The following is a 12,549-nucleotide window of genomic DNA, read 5'->3' as shown; positions in this document are numbered from 1 at the left end:
AGTCGATGGGTGCCGCAACCTCTCCGATGGCCGCGGCGGAAGGAAACGCCAGGGGACAGCCGAGGAGGCGACGAGATGGGTTTTGGTGGCAGTATCTTCCTGATCGCGTTGGGTGCGATCTTCGCGTTCGCCGTGGAGGCGGATCTGGGCTGGCTCAACCTGGCCGTGGTCGGCTGGGTGCTGATGCTCGCCGGCGTGGCCGGTCTGCTGCTCACCCTCCACTTCTGGAACTCGCGCCGTCGGGCCGTGGTCGCCCCGGTGCGCGGTGAGCGCGTGGTCGCCGAGCAGGTCGTGCCGGTGCGGGACCGGGTCGTGGAGGAGTACCGCGAGGTGCGTCAGCCGCGCCGCACCGTCTGACGTCAGGACGGGACAGCTTCTTTTCCGGGGGCTCCTGCCACGCGGCGGGGCCCCCGGACGCGTGTCCGTCAGGCGAAGAGGGCGAAGTAGATGGCGATGTGGTGGCAGAGCGCGGCCACGAGCGTGCAGGCGTGGAAGAACTCGTGGTGGCCGAAGACGGTGGGCCAGGGGTTGGGCCGGCGGAGCGCGTAGAAGACCGCGCCGACGCTGTAGATCGCGCCGCCCACGATGAGCAGCACCAGGGCGGTGACGCCCCCCTGGTGCAGGATGTCGGGCAGCATCGCGACCGAGACCCAGCCGAGCGCCAGGTAGAGCGGCGCGGAGACCCAGCGCGGGGCGTGCGGCCAGACCAGCTTGACCGCCACGCCGGCGAGCGCGCCGCCCCAGACCAGCGCCAGCATGATCGTGGCCGGCCGCGGTTCCAGCAGCAGTACGCAGAACGGCGTGTAGGTGCCGGCGATGAACACGAAGATCATCGAATGGTCCATCCGGCGCATGATCTGGTAGCCGCGCTCGGACCACACCCGCCGGTGGTAGAGCGCGCTCGTGCCGAAGAGCCCGCAGACCGTGAGGCTGTAGATGAGGCAACTGACAAGCGGGGCCCAGCCGGGTCGGGTGGCGGCGACCGCGCTGAGCACGATGCCGCAGAGTCCGGCGACGAAGAATGCGTACGTGTGCAGCCAGCCGCGCATCCGGGGCTTACCGATGTCGACCGGCTTCAGTCGAAGCGGGGCGGGGGTGGTCACGCCATTAGGTTACGACACCGTAGGTTACTTTCAAGTAGTGCGTCCGGTCACGTGGGACGGCGGCCGACCGCCCCTGGTGTCGTGCGCCGGTCGGGGAGTATGGCGGCATGCGGATCCGATCCGTCGGCGCCCACGCCCTGCTGATCGACTGTGCCGACGCCGACCAGGTGGAGGCGTGGCGGGCCGAGCTGTGGCGGCAGCGCGAACGCGGCGAGCTGACCGCCGTCGAGATCGTGCCGGCCGCCACCACCGTCCTGCTCGACGGGGTGCCGGATCCGCCCGCAGCAGCCGCGCGGATCGCCGCCTGGCCGCCCCGACCAGGCGCACCGAGACCCGAGGCCGTCGCCGGACTGGTCGAGGTTCCGGTGACGTACGACGGGGAGGACCTGCCACTCGTCGCCGAGCACTGGGGCGTGGACGTGCCGGCGGTGGTGGACCGGTTGCTGCGTACCCCGTTCCGGGTGGCCTTCTGCGGCTTCGCCCCCGGGTTCGCCTACCTCACCGGGCTGCCCGCCGAACTGGCGGTGCCCCGGCTGTCCACCCCGCGCTCCCGGGTGCCGGCGGGCTCGGTCGCCCTGGCCGGCCCGTACGCGGGAATCTATCCGGCGGCCTCGCCCGGCGGCTGGCTGCTGGTCGGGCGTACTGCGATGGGCCTCTTCGACGTGCACGCCGACCCGCCCGCCCGGCTCACCCCGGGCACCCGGGTACGCCTGGTGGCCGCGTGAACCCGGTGGTCGAGGTGCTCCGCGCCGGGGCGCTGACCACCGTCCAGGACCTGGGTCGGGCCGGCTGGGCGCACCTCGGCGTACCCCGGTCGGGCGCGCTCGACCCGGCGGCGCTGCGGCTGGCCAACCGACTCGTCGGCAACCCGGAGTCCGCCGCCGGCCTGGAGATCACGATGACCGGCTGCGAGCTGCGGTTCCTCCGCGCGACTGCGGTCGCGGTGACCGGTGCCGGTGCCGCCGTGCGGGTCGGCGACCGCCCCGGTGACGTGGGTCGGCCGCTGTCGGTGCCGGCGGGCGCCGTGCTGCGCATCGGCCCGCCGCGCGACGGCCTGCGCAACTGGCTCGCGGTCGGCGGCGGGTTCGCCGTCGAACCCGTGCTCGGCAGCCGCGCCACCGACACCCTCTCCGGGCTCGGCTCGCCGCCGCTGCGCGACGGCGACCGGCTGCCCCTGGGCGCACCGGCCGGACCGCCCGCCCCGGTGGACGTCACCGTCCCGGCGCCCACCCCGACCGAGCTGCGGCTGACCCTGCGCCTCGGCCCACGCGAGGACTGGTTCACCGCCACCGCGCTGGACCGGCTGTTCGGCAGCGCGTACACGGTGAGCCCGGTCAGCAACCGGGTCGGCGCGCGACTCACCGGCGCGGCGCTGCCCCGCGCGGTGGCCGGGGAACTGCCCAGCGAGGGCATCGTGCTCGGGGCGGTGCAGGTGCCGGCGGACGGCCAACCGTTGATCTTCCTCGCCGACCATCCGACCACCGGCGGGTACCCCGTCGTCGGGGTGGTGGACGACGTGACCCCCCTCGCACAGGCCCGGCCAGGGACTACGGTCAGGTTCCATGGACCTCAACGCTGACCTCGGCGAGGGATTCGGCATCTGGCGACTCGGCGACGACGCCGCGCTGCTGGACCTCGTCACCTCCGCCAACGTCGCCTGCGGCTTCCACGCCGGCGACGCGTCCACCATGCGCCGGGTCTGCGAGGGCGCCGCCGAGCGCGGGGTGGCCGTCGGCGCGCAGGTCGGCTACCGGGACCTCGCCGGCTTCGGCCGGCGGCACATCGCGTACGCCTTCGCGGAGCTGCGCGACGAGGTCACCTACCAGCTCGGCGCCCTGGACGCGTTCTGCCGGCTGTTCCGCACCCGGGTCCGCTACCTGAAGCCGCACGGGGCGCTCTACCACGCCGCCGCCCGCGACGAGACCCAGGCGGCGGCGCTGGTCGCGGCGGTCGGCGACTACGACGACCAGCTGCCGCTGCTCTGCCTGCCCGGCTCGGTCCTCGCCCAGCTCGCCGCCGGCGCCGGACTGCGGGTGGTCGCCGAGGGCTTCGCCGACCGGGGCTACCTGCCCAACGGCTCGCTGGTGCCGCGCCCCGCACCCGGGGCGCTGGTCACCGACCCGGAGGAGGTGGCCGCCCGGGCCGTGCGGATGGCCACCGAGCGGACCGTGGTCGCGGTCGACGGCAGCGTCGTCCCGTGCCCGGTCGAGTCGATCTGCCTGCACGGCGACACACCCGGCGCGGTCCGCTGCGCCGAACTGGTGCGCGCCGCCCTGATCGACGCGGGGGTCGCGCTCACTCCGTTCGCGTGACGTCAGGCGTCGTCCAGGCCCCTGAGCACCAGCGGGAGCCGGGCGGCGGCGCCCTCGACCACCCGGACCGGGACGCCCCAGTCCTGCCGGGTCAGGTGGCAGGCCGCGTGCTCGACGTCCGCGTCGCAGGTCGCCGCCTGCGCGGTCACCTGGAGCACACCCCCGGCCACCGTGCCGTCGACCACCAGCCGGCGGGACAGTTCGGTGCCGGTCCCCGCCCCCTCCAGCAGCAGCTCCGGCGGCGACGCCGACACCACCAGTCGCGTCGACGGGCCGTACGTCTCGTCGAGCTTCTGCCCCGGCGCGGGCGTGAAGATCACGTCCAGGGTCACCTCGCCGGCCGCCACGTCGGTGGGCTTGCGCTCGGTACGGTGCCGGGGACCGTCGACGGTGCTCGCGCCGGCCGCCGATAGCGCGCCGGGCGCCAGCCGGGTCAGCCGGTGCGCGGCGGACTCCACCACGAGCACCTCGCCGGCCGGGGTGAGCACCAGGTCGCTCGGCTCGGCGAGGCCCTCGGCGACCGTCGAGACCCGGTTGTTCTCCGGGTCGAAGCGGCGGACCGCCCCGTTGTACGTGTCGGCGATCAGCACCGAGCCGTCCGGCAGCGCGCACACCCCCAGCGGGTGCTGGAGCAGCGCCTCCGCCGCCGGCCCGTCGACGTGCCCGAAGTCGAAGAGCCCCTGCCCGACGGCGGTGCCCATGACGTCGTTCTCGACGTACCGGATCGCGCTGGTCTCGCTGTCGGCCACCCAGAGCCGCGCGCCGTCGGCGGAGACGGAGAGGCCGGACGGCTGCGCCATCCACGCCTCGGCCAGCGGGCCGTCGCGCAGGGCCTCGACGGTGGTGCCCGCGTACATGCCGGCGGTGCGCTTCACCGGGTCGAACCACCAGAGCTGGTGGATGCCGGCCATCGCGATGACGACCTTGTCGTCGTACCAGGCCAGGTCCCAGGGGGAGGAGAGGTCGACCGAGAGCGCGTCGTGCGAGTGGTCGTCGACCGTGGAACGCCACTGCCGGCCGGTGCCGGCGACCGTCACCACCTCGCCGTCGGCCAGCCGTACGCCGCGCAGCAGGTGGTTGACGGTGTCGGCGACCACGAGGTCGTAGCCGGCCACCTCGGCGGTGTGCGCCGGCAGCAGGCACAGCCCCTGCGGCTCGGAGAAGGTGGCCGCCCCGGCGGGACCGTCGACCCGGCCCCGGCTGCCCGTGCCGATCCGCCGTACCAGCGTCTCGCCGTCGGGGGCCAGTTCCGCCAGCGAGTGCCGGGCCGAGTCGGACACCAGCAGGTTGCCGTTCTCCAGCAGCACCGCCTTGCCCGGGAAGCGCAGCGTGGTCTGCGGCTCGGCGGGCGGGACGTACGGGCCGTCGCCCCGGTGCAGGGTGCCCTTCGCCTCGTGGGTGGCGATCAGGTCGTCGACGAGGCGGGCGAGCCCTTCGGCGTGACCTTCACCCGCCATCGTCGCCACCACGTAGCCCTCGGGGTCGATCACCGACAGGGTGGGCCAGGCGCGGGCCGCGTACTGCTGCCACATGTCCAGTTCGGGGTCGTCGAGCACGGGGTGGTGGACGCCGTACCGCTCCACGGCGGCGGCCAGCGCGTCCGGGTCCTTCTCGTGCTCGAACTTCGGCGAGTGCACGCCGATCACGACGAGCACGTCGCCGTACTTCTCCTCCAGCGGGCGCAGCTCGTCGAGCACGTGCAGGCAGTTGATGCAGCAGAAGGTCCAGAAGTCCAGGACAGTGATACGACCTCGGAGGTCCTGCAATGTCAGGTTCCGTCCACCCGTGTTGAGCCACTGCCGGCCCCGCAGTTCGGGGGCACGTACGCGCGCTGTCGTTCCCATGCCAGCCAGCCTGCCATGTCTCGCTGGAGCCGAGCCGGGCTCCGTGACCCGGAAGACAAGGATCCTCGGCTGCGCCGGGGAGCCACGTCGCGCTTGCTCAGCGGCATGAGGCGGTCGGCGTCCGGGCTTTCGTCCGGCAGCGCCCGCAGGGCGGCCTCACCCCGCGCCCCCGGTCGCCAACCGCGCCCATGAGCCTCGGCAACGGACGACGCCGGCAGACGTTCGCTTCACGACGGGCGAGTTCGCCGGCCCCGAGGCTCAACGGGCCGTTGGGCGTGAGGCTCATCCGCCGGACCAGGATCGCGCCATCGGGCACCCTGCGCGGGACCGGACCGGGTGGCAGCCAGGCGGCGGACATGGGCTGTTCGCGGTAGGGCACCGGGGCTCCTCGGGACGGTGGCGAATCGTTACGGTGCACGGCATGGGTGCTCTCAAGCCGTGGCACATCGCCACGCTGTGTTGTGTCGTCTCGTCCGCCGCGCTCATTGGCGGTCTGGTCTGGTTCCTGGCCACGCGGGCGAACCGGCGCTAGCCGGGGCCGACGCTGCGGAGGCCATTTCGGCACCGGTCGTCCCACGGGGATGGTTGGCTGGCAGGCCGACGGGCCGCGACAGGTCGACCGGGGCCCCTACACGACCTGGCGGGCGATCGTGGGGAGGACGAAACCGTCCTCGGCGAGCGCCCTGGCGAGTTCGTGACGGCGATGGATGCCGAGCTTGCTGTAGGCGCGATGGAGGTGGTTCTCGGCGGTGCGCGCCGAGATGGTCAGCGCCCTGGCGATCGCGGGGGTGTCCATACCCGTCGCGGCGAGTTCGCTGACCTGCCGTTCCCGGTCGGTCAGAGCCGGAGCGGTCCTGGGCTCGGGCAGCCACTCCGGCCAGGTGCCCTGGTGCTCGCCGAGTAACCGCTGGGTCCTTCTGGCCAGTGCGTTCGTGACCCGGCCGCCACCGAACATCGCCCCGTTGGCCGCAGCTTCCAATGCGAAACCGCGGTATCCGAGCTCCTCGAACGTGGCGCTGACCCGGTTGAGTACCCGCGCGTCCCGGCGGGCCAACGCCTCCGCGTGCTCGGCGAGGAGGGCGAAGAGTCTGCCGTCCGTCTTGGCGGCGAGTTCGCGGACCCGGCTGGCCGCGGCGGCGGACGGGGCGAGCCGCACCTCCACATGCAGGAACTCCGTGGCCATCAGCAGATCCCCGGCCCTGGCCGCCTCGGCCGCCAGGCGGCGTAGGAGGGTGGCGGCTCCGGTCCGGTTGCCCGAGATGACCAGTGCCCACACCTCGCCGAAGGCGCCATAGTCGGAAGCGGTGCGTGCCGTCGCGCCCCGACGGAGTCGGGAAAGCAGCTCCTGTGCCTTCTCGACCTGCCCGAGTTGTGCCTCGACACCGACGCCGATAGCCAGCAGGGTTTCCCGGAACCTGAAGCCGACCCGCTCGGCGGTGAGCGCACGGGCCTCACGCAACCACCGTGCCGCCTGCCCGGCGTTCCCCTGGTAGTAGGCGCAGATCCCGCCCGCGAGGGCGATGGTAGCGACCCCGTCCGGCGTGCCGTGCTCCACGGCGTCCCGGTAGTGGCGTCCCACCAGGTCCGCCGCTTGGCGGACGGCACCGGCCATGATGAGGGCCTGCACGTGAGTGGCCTGGAGGAGCGCGCGCATCGCCGGCCAGATCGAGGGCTTTCCGCTCAGGTCCGTGGGGAACTCCGCGACGGCCCGCTCGGGTCTTCCGCCCAGCAGCAGGAGTCGCGGGCGGAGCGGCGGGACCACGCCCGCCAGGAGCGGGTCGCGCGGCGGGTGCTGCGAGAGCTGGTCCACCGCGTCGGCCGCCTCGGCGGCCGGGCCGCCGAAGGCCATGACGAACGCGTCGGCCGCCAGCAGGTCGGCGTGGACGTCGGCGGGCAGCGCGGCCCGCGCCTCGGCGATCATCCGGAGCGCGCTGTCCGGCTCGTCGATTCCCCAACACCGGTTGACGGCGCGCAGGGCGGCGGCGTTCGCGCGTGCCGCCGGATCGGTCAGGTTCCGGTACGCCTCGGCCAACCAGCGCTCTGCCGAGCGATGACTGCCTCGGGCAAGCAGTGCGCGGCCGAGGTGCCAGGCGGCTGCGGGCCCGTGCACCTGTCGTGCGAGTTGCTCCGCGGTGGCCGCGTCGTGGCCGAGTAGCGCCTCCGCGGAGGCTCGCAGCACCTCGTCATCGGGAACCTCGAACCGGGCGGCCAACCGCCACAGGACGTCGCGGACCCGGTCGGGGGACCCGGTCGCCTCCAGCGCCGCGACCAACTCGGCGTGCACGCGCCGGGCCCGCAACAGCCCGGTCCGCGTACGGACGGTGCGGGCGGTGAGTGGGTGGGCCACGGTGACCGGTGTGGACGGGTCGGACGGGTCGAGCCGGATGAGGCCGAGCTCCTCCAGACGTTCGATCACCGACATCGGGGCCAGGTGTTCGATCACGTCGACCGGAGCCCCGTCCCCATAGGCGATGTATCGCAGTGCCGCGGACTCCTCCGTCGACAGCGACTCCAACGGTCCCGTCAACGCGTCACCGGCCCAGGCCCGGACGACCGTGCCCTGTCGCCAGCCCACCACGTGATCGTGGAGGGTCAGCGCGTCGTTCTCTACCGCGTTCCGCAGCAGTTCGCGCAGGAGGAGCGGATTGCCGCCGGTGAGCCGCCACAATCCGTCCGCGGTGAGCCCGTCGACGTCGGTACCGAACGCGGCGGAGATCAGCTGCCTGGTGTGTTGCCAATCCAGTGGTGCGAGATCCACCCGGTCGAGCCGTACGGTCCGGCGCAGCACATCGACCGGGCCCGTGCCAATCGCGGTCTCCGCTGCCGCGAGCAGCACCCGCACCCTTTGCTCCGAGGCCAGTTTTCCCACGAGTCGTGCGGCAGCCTCGTCCAGGCCGCTCACGTTGTCGACGGCGAGAACCACCAGGTGCTGGCCGGTCGGCCGAGGAAGGCTCTCGATGAGCCGGTGCAGGGCTCCTGCCGGCGCGGTGTCAAGCGGCTCCACCTGCGGAGCCAGGTGACGGGCCACGCCGAGCGGAGCACCCTGGTCCGTCATGGTTCCGTTGGCTGGCAGCACATGGTGGCCCTTGGCCACGCAACGGTGCAGGACGGCCTCCAGGACCCGGCTCTTGCCCACTCCGGTAGGCCCCGTGACCAGCACTGCGCGCCCCTCGGGCGCCAACAGCCGATCGATCGTCCGGTCGATGTCGGGGTCGCGGCCCACCAGTGGCCACCGCCGTCCGATCTGAGCGGTCGAGCTGATCATCGCGTCGGGCACGGGAACTCCTGTTGGGCGGGTGTTCGCAGCACCGGGGTCACGAGGCCGGTCTGCCAGGATATCCGGCTGGCAGGCCTCCTAGATCGAGCGCCAGGCCCGGGTGCCGGCACGTCCAGTCGACTCGCCCTGCCCAGACGGGTAGCCGTCCCGCCCATTCGCGATGCCCCCGGCTGCCGGACACCGCTGCCCGTCCACAGCCCTGCCCTGCGGGCCTTGTGTGACCTGGGGCACATTTATCTGAGTATTCACTACTCAGGCGTGCGGGCGAGAGGTCGGGACATCATCAGTGCTGACGCCAGTCGGAGCGTGTGAATTCCGCTGATTGGCGAAAAGAATCATTTGTAGCCGCAATCTCCGCAGCGCCAGAAAGTGGGTTGTTCACAAATGCTGTACGACCGAAACCTCAGAAGATGGGGGGCTCGTGTGCTGCTTGCCGCCGCTCTCCTCATCGGTTCAATTACCGTTACGCCGCCAGCCGTCGTGCACGCCAAGTCGCCAGCCACCAACGTTCAATACGGCAAGGCCTGGGTCGACTTCAACGCCGACGGGAAGACCGATTACTGCGATCTAGGAGGTCCGGGTCTGAGGTGTGTGCTCTCCACGGGCACCGGCCTCGGCCAGCGGATCACGGGGTTCAACGAGGACCCCGGTTACAAGGAGGGGCGGGCCTGGGTCGACTTCAACGGCGATGGTCGTACCGACTACTGCCGTGTGGTCGGGTCCGGAAGCAAGTCCCTGTCCTGCACCCTGTCGAACGGAACGTCTGTCGGGTCGACGCATACGTCGGGCGGGCTCGACCCGGGCTGGACCGCAGGTCAGGCCTGGGTCGACTTCAACGCGGACGGGCGTGCCGACTTCTGTCGGGTGATTGGGACCTGGAGCCAGAAGGTGCAGTGCACGGTCTCCACGGGTAACGGGTTCGGTGCCACCTACACCTCGGGCAACCTCGACGCGGGCTGGGACGCCGGTCGGGACTGGGTGGATGTCAACGGGGACGGCCGCGCTGACTACTGCCGCGTCGTCGGTACCAGCAAACTTCAGTGCACGCTTTCCACGGGCGCCGGGTTCGGCACCACCTTCACATCCACCACGCTGGACGGTGGATGGGACGACAGCCGCGACTGGGTCGACTTCAACGGCGACGGGCGCGTCGACTACTGCCGGGTCGTCGGAAATCTCTCGAATTCGGTCCAGTGCACGCTCTCGACGGGCACCAACTTCGGGTCGACCATCACTTCGCCTGCCATGGATGTCGGGTACTGGGTCACCCGAGGATGGGCCGACTTCAACGGTGACGGTCGCCTCGACTTCTGCCGCATCAACAACGATCGCGGCGTCTGCACGGTGTCGAACGGCAGCAGTTTCGGTGCCACCTATTCGCACCCGTCCACGAACTACAGCTACGTCGGCGCGAACGGGTGGGCGGACCTCAACGGAGACGGGCGAGCCGACCACGCGGCCCTTGAGGAGCAGACCACCTTCTACCTCTCCACCGGGACGGGTTGGGGTGGCCCCTTGACCAGTCCGCTCCCGTACGACTGATCCTCGGCGGTGCAAACGACGGCGGGGCCACGGGAGACCGTGGCCCCGCCGTCGTTTCGTCTGCTACTGGCCCGCCGGCTTGAGGCAGAGCACGCGGTTCGTCCCGCCGCCCTTGAGCTCCACGTGCGGCTGGGTCGGGTCGGCGCACTTGTCCTTGGCGTCCACCTTGGAGACCACGGTGAAGGCGCCCGCCTCGCCGCACTCCGCCGCCGCTGCCCCGGCCTCGCCCGACTTCTTGACGCAGCTGCCGACCGCCGGGTCGAACGCCGGGGCCGGGTCGTCGCCGCCGACCTTGCCGAGCAGCATGAGCAGCCCCAGCGGCACCGCCAGGATGAGCACCGCCGCGACGAGCACCGCGGCGAGCACCCGGCCGTTGCGGACCTTGGGCGTGGGGGCCGGCTCGGCCTTCGGCTCCGCGATCGGCTTGAACGAGTCGAAGCGGTTCGGCTCCTGCTCCGGGCCGCCCTGGTCCCACGGGCCGGGCTGCTGCGGGGGCGGCGGGAACGCCGACGGGAACGCGCCGCCCGACGTGGGCGCGGCGGTCGGGGCGGGCCCGTAGCCGGGTGCCGCGCCGGCGGCGTTCGGCGTACCGAAGGGGTCGGCGGGCCGGTCGGCGCTGTCGTGCGGCCGGACCCCGTTGACCGGCCGGTCGCTGGCCGGCGGGTCGACGAAGGACGGTACGCCCGGCGGGAAGGCCGGAGGCGCGGCCGGCGAGGCGGGCGCCATCGGGGCGACCGCGCCGAAGACGGCGGTTCCGCTCGGTGCCCGGTCCCGGTCGTCGAAGCGGCCCTCGTGGCCCTGGTCGAACCGGTTCTCGGTGCCCTGGTCGAACCGGTTGTCCTGACCCTGGCCGAAGCGCGGGTCCGGTCCCTGCTCGAAGCGCGGGTCCGGTCCCTGCTCGAAGCGCGGGTCCGGTCCCTGCTCGAAGCGCGGATCCGGCCCCTGGTCGAAGCTGGGCGCCGGCGCGTGGTCCGGCCGGTGTCCGCGCGGGTCCTCCTGCTCCGGCTCGTCCGCCGGCTCAGGGCGGGCCGGTCGGCCGTACACCCGGGGCTGCGGCGCGGGCGCACCGCCCGGTCGCAGGGCCTGGTCGGTCGGCGGCAGCACCCGGCTGGCCAGCGGCACCGAGGCGCTCGCCGACACGCTGCCGGCGGCCGGTTCGGCGCCCTCCGACGAGGGTACGGCCGCCCGCCCGCCCACCTCCGGCGAGGTGCGCGGCGCGGGGACCACCGGACCGGCGGGCGACTGCGGCTCGTCGTGCCGGGAGCCGGCCTGGGCCCAACCCGGCTGCTCCTGCTCGTACGCCGGCAGGCCGCCGTCCCGGCCGGGCTGCTCGGGGGCGAACTGGGCCGGCGGCGCGTAGTCGACGGGCGGGGCGGAGGCCAGGCTGGCGCCGGGCACCCGCTGCTCCTGCGGCGGCAGCGGCACGGCGTTGGCCGGCGAGATGCCGGGCCCTGGTGCGGGCTGGTAGATCGGGGGTTCCTCGGCCCGCTCCGGCTCCCAGCCGTTGCCGGCCCGGCCCGGGGCGGGCTCGCCCGCCTCCGCGCGGCCCCACACCTCGTCCGCCGACCACGGCTCGACGTCCGGTACGGCCGGGCGCTCGGCGGCGTTGCCGGCCCACTGCGGCGGGTTCTCGGCAGCGGGAGCCCACGGCTTCGGCCCGCCGTCGCCGGGTGCCGGGACGGAGGCGCGGCCGGGCGGGGTGGAGGTGGGCTGCGGGGCGCCCCAGCCGTTCGCGTCCCGGTCGTCGGACTGCGAGGGCACGGACGCGGCACCCCGTGCGGAGCGCTCGTCCCGGGCCGGCCACTCGCCGCCCTGGGGCTGGTCGTCCCGGGGCGCGTCGTCGCGGGAGGCGGCCCAGGCGCCACCCGGAGGCTGCTCGCCCTGCTGCTGCTCGGTGCCGGCCCAGCCGCCGGAGCGGTTGGGGTCGTCCTGCTGCTGTCCGGGGTTCCAGCCGTTGGCGGGGTCCTGAGGGGACTCGGAGTTCCAGCCACCGGAGCGGTTGGGGTCGTCCTGGGCGGGCCAGGGCTGGGGGGTGGGTGCGGGCTGCGGGACCCGGGCGGCGCCGCGGGCGGCGGGCTCGGGCTGCGCCCAGGCGGGGGACGCCTGCTCGCCGGATCCCCAGGCGGGCTGCTCGGCCTGCTGCTGGCCGCCGGGCCAGGCGCCGGAGCGGTTCGGGTCGTCCTGCTGCCAGCCGCCGGAGCGGTTCGGGTCGTCCTGCTGCTGGCCGTCGCCGGGGCGGTCGGCGTCGTTCTGCTGCGCGGCCCAGTCGCCCTGCGCGGGCCGGTCGTCCGGGGCGGCGCCACCGGCCCAGCCGCCGGGCCGGGGCTGCTCGTCCTGCTGCTGGTCGCCGGCCCAGCCGCCGGAGCGGTTGGGGTCGTCCTGGGCGGGCCAGGGCTGGGGGGTGGGTGCGGCCGCCGGTGCGGGCTGCGGGACCCGGGCGGCGCCGCGGGCGGCGGGCTCGGGCTGCGCCC

Annotated in this window: 9 protein-coding genes; 5 read left to right on the top strand and 4 right to left on the bottom strand. The window is 73.5% G+C overall.

The window, feature by feature from the left end; translation table 11 throughout:
- Positions 1-75 precede the first annotated feature (75 nt).
- Positions 76-357 (top strand): DUF6458 family protein, encoded by a 282-nt coding sequence (locus AB0B83_RS04600; protein ID WP_357576980.1) that lies wholly within the window; start codon positions 76-78, stop codon positions 355-357.
- A gap of 68 nt (positions 358-425) precedes the next feature.
- Here the strand turns inward: AB0B83_RS04600 and AB0B83_RS04595 are convergent, their stop codons facing one another.
- Positions 426-1,103, bottom strand: a complete 678-nt coding sequence (locus tag AB0B83_RS04595) for a hemolysin III family protein (protein WP_151456780.1) — start codon at positions 1,101-1,103, stop codon at positions 426-428.
- Positions 1,104-1,210: 107 nt separating this feature from the next.
- On the opposite strand from AB0B83_RS04595, the gene AB0B83_RS04590 reads away from it, so the two are divergent.
- Genes AB0B83_RS04590 through AB0B83_RS04580 form a run of 3 tightly spaced genes read left to right on the top strand, consistent with a single transcriptional unit; the run spans position 1,211 to position 3,415 of the window.
- Positions 1,211-1,828 carry an allophanate hydrolase subunit 1 gene (locus tag AB0B83_RS04590; RefSeq protein WP_357576979.1) on the top strand — a complete coding sequence of 206 codons (618 nt, stop codon included), beginning with the start codon at positions 1,211-1,213 and terminating at the stop codon, positions 1,826-1,828.
- The gene (locus AB0B83_RS04585) at positions 1,825-2,682 is read left to right on the top strand and encodes a biotin-dependent carboxyltransferase family protein (RefSeq protein WP_357576978.1); all 858 of its coding nucleotides are present in this window, start codon (positions 1,825-1,827) and stop codon (positions 2,680-2,682) included. Before AB0B83_RS04590 ends, AB0B83_RS04585 begins: the two co-directional genes overlap by 4 nt.
- Positions 2,666-3,415 carry a 5-oxoprolinase subunit PxpA gene (locus AB0B83_RS04580; protein WP_357576977.1) on the top strand — a complete coding sequence of 250 codons (750 nt, stop codon included), beginning with the start codon at positions 2,666-2,668 and terminating at the stop codon, positions 3,413-3,415. Before AB0B83_RS04585 ends, AB0B83_RS04580 begins: the two co-directional genes overlap by 17 nt.
- 2 nt (positions 3,416-3,417) lie before the next feature.
- On the opposite strand, the gene AB0B83_RS04575 is transcribed toward AB0B83_RS04580, so the two are convergent.
- Together AB0B83_RS04575 and AB0B83_RS04570 are read right to left on the bottom strand one after the other, a co-directional pair.
- On the bottom strand, positions 3,418-5,259 hold the full coding sequence (locus AB0B83_RS04575; RefSeq protein WP_357576976.1) for an NHL domain-containing thioredoxin family protein: 1,842 nt from the start codon (positions 5,257-5,259) through the stop codon (positions 3,418-3,420).
- A 628-nt stretch (positions 5,260-5,887) separates the two neighbouring features.
- On the bottom strand, positions 5,888-8,536 hold the full coding sequence (locus tag AB0B83_RS04570) for a LuxR C-terminal-related transcriptional regulator (RefSeq protein WP_357576975.1): 2,649 nt from the start codon (positions 8,534-8,536) through the stop codon (positions 5,888-5,890).
- Between the two features lie 423 nt (positions 8,537-8,959).
- On the opposite strand from AB0B83_RS04570, the gene AB0B83_RS04565 reads away from it, so the two are divergent.
- The gene (locus AB0B83_RS04565; protein WP_357576974.1) at positions 8,960-10,078 is read left to right on the top strand and encodes a VCBS repeat-containing protein; all 1,119 of its coding nucleotides are present in this window, start codon (positions 8,960-8,962) and stop codon (positions 10,076-10,078) included.
- Between the two features lie 63 nt (positions 10,079-10,141).
- Here the strand turns inward: AB0B83_RS04565 and AB0B83_RS04560 are convergent.
- A partial coding sequence (locus AB0B83_RS04560; RefSeq protein WP_357576973.1) for a hypothetical protein occupies positions 10,142-12,549 on the bottom strand: 2,408 nt, incomplete at its 5' end.

It is taken from the genome of Micromonospora sp. NPDC049060 (genome assembly GCF_040649055.1).
Lineage (GTDB): Bacteria > Actinomycetota > Actinomycetes > Mycobacteriales > Micromonosporaceae > Micromonospora > Micromonospora reichwaldensis.
The sequence above is the reverse complement of the archived record's forward strand: the minus strand, read 5'-3'. Positions and strand labels throughout refer to the sequence as shown.

Bases quoted from the DNA above. Each gene is read 5' to 3' on its own strand.
- AB0B83_RS04580 (WP_357576977.1), top strand. From the start codon at position 2,666: ATGGACCTCAACGCTGACCTCGGCGAGGGATTCGGCATCTGGCGACTC.
- AB0B83_RS04590 (WP_357576979.1), top strand. From the start codon at position 1,211: ATGCGGATCCGATCCGTCGGCGCCCACGCCCTGCTGATCGACTGTGCC.
- AB0B83_RS04600 (WP_357576980.1), top strand. From the start codon at position 76: ATGGGTTTTGGTGGCAGTATCTTCCTGATCGCGTTGGGTGCGATCTTC.
- AB0B83_RS04575 (WP_357576976.1), bottom strand. From the start codon at position 5,259: ATGGGAACGACAGCGCGCGTACGTGCCCCCGAACTGCGGGGCCGGCAG.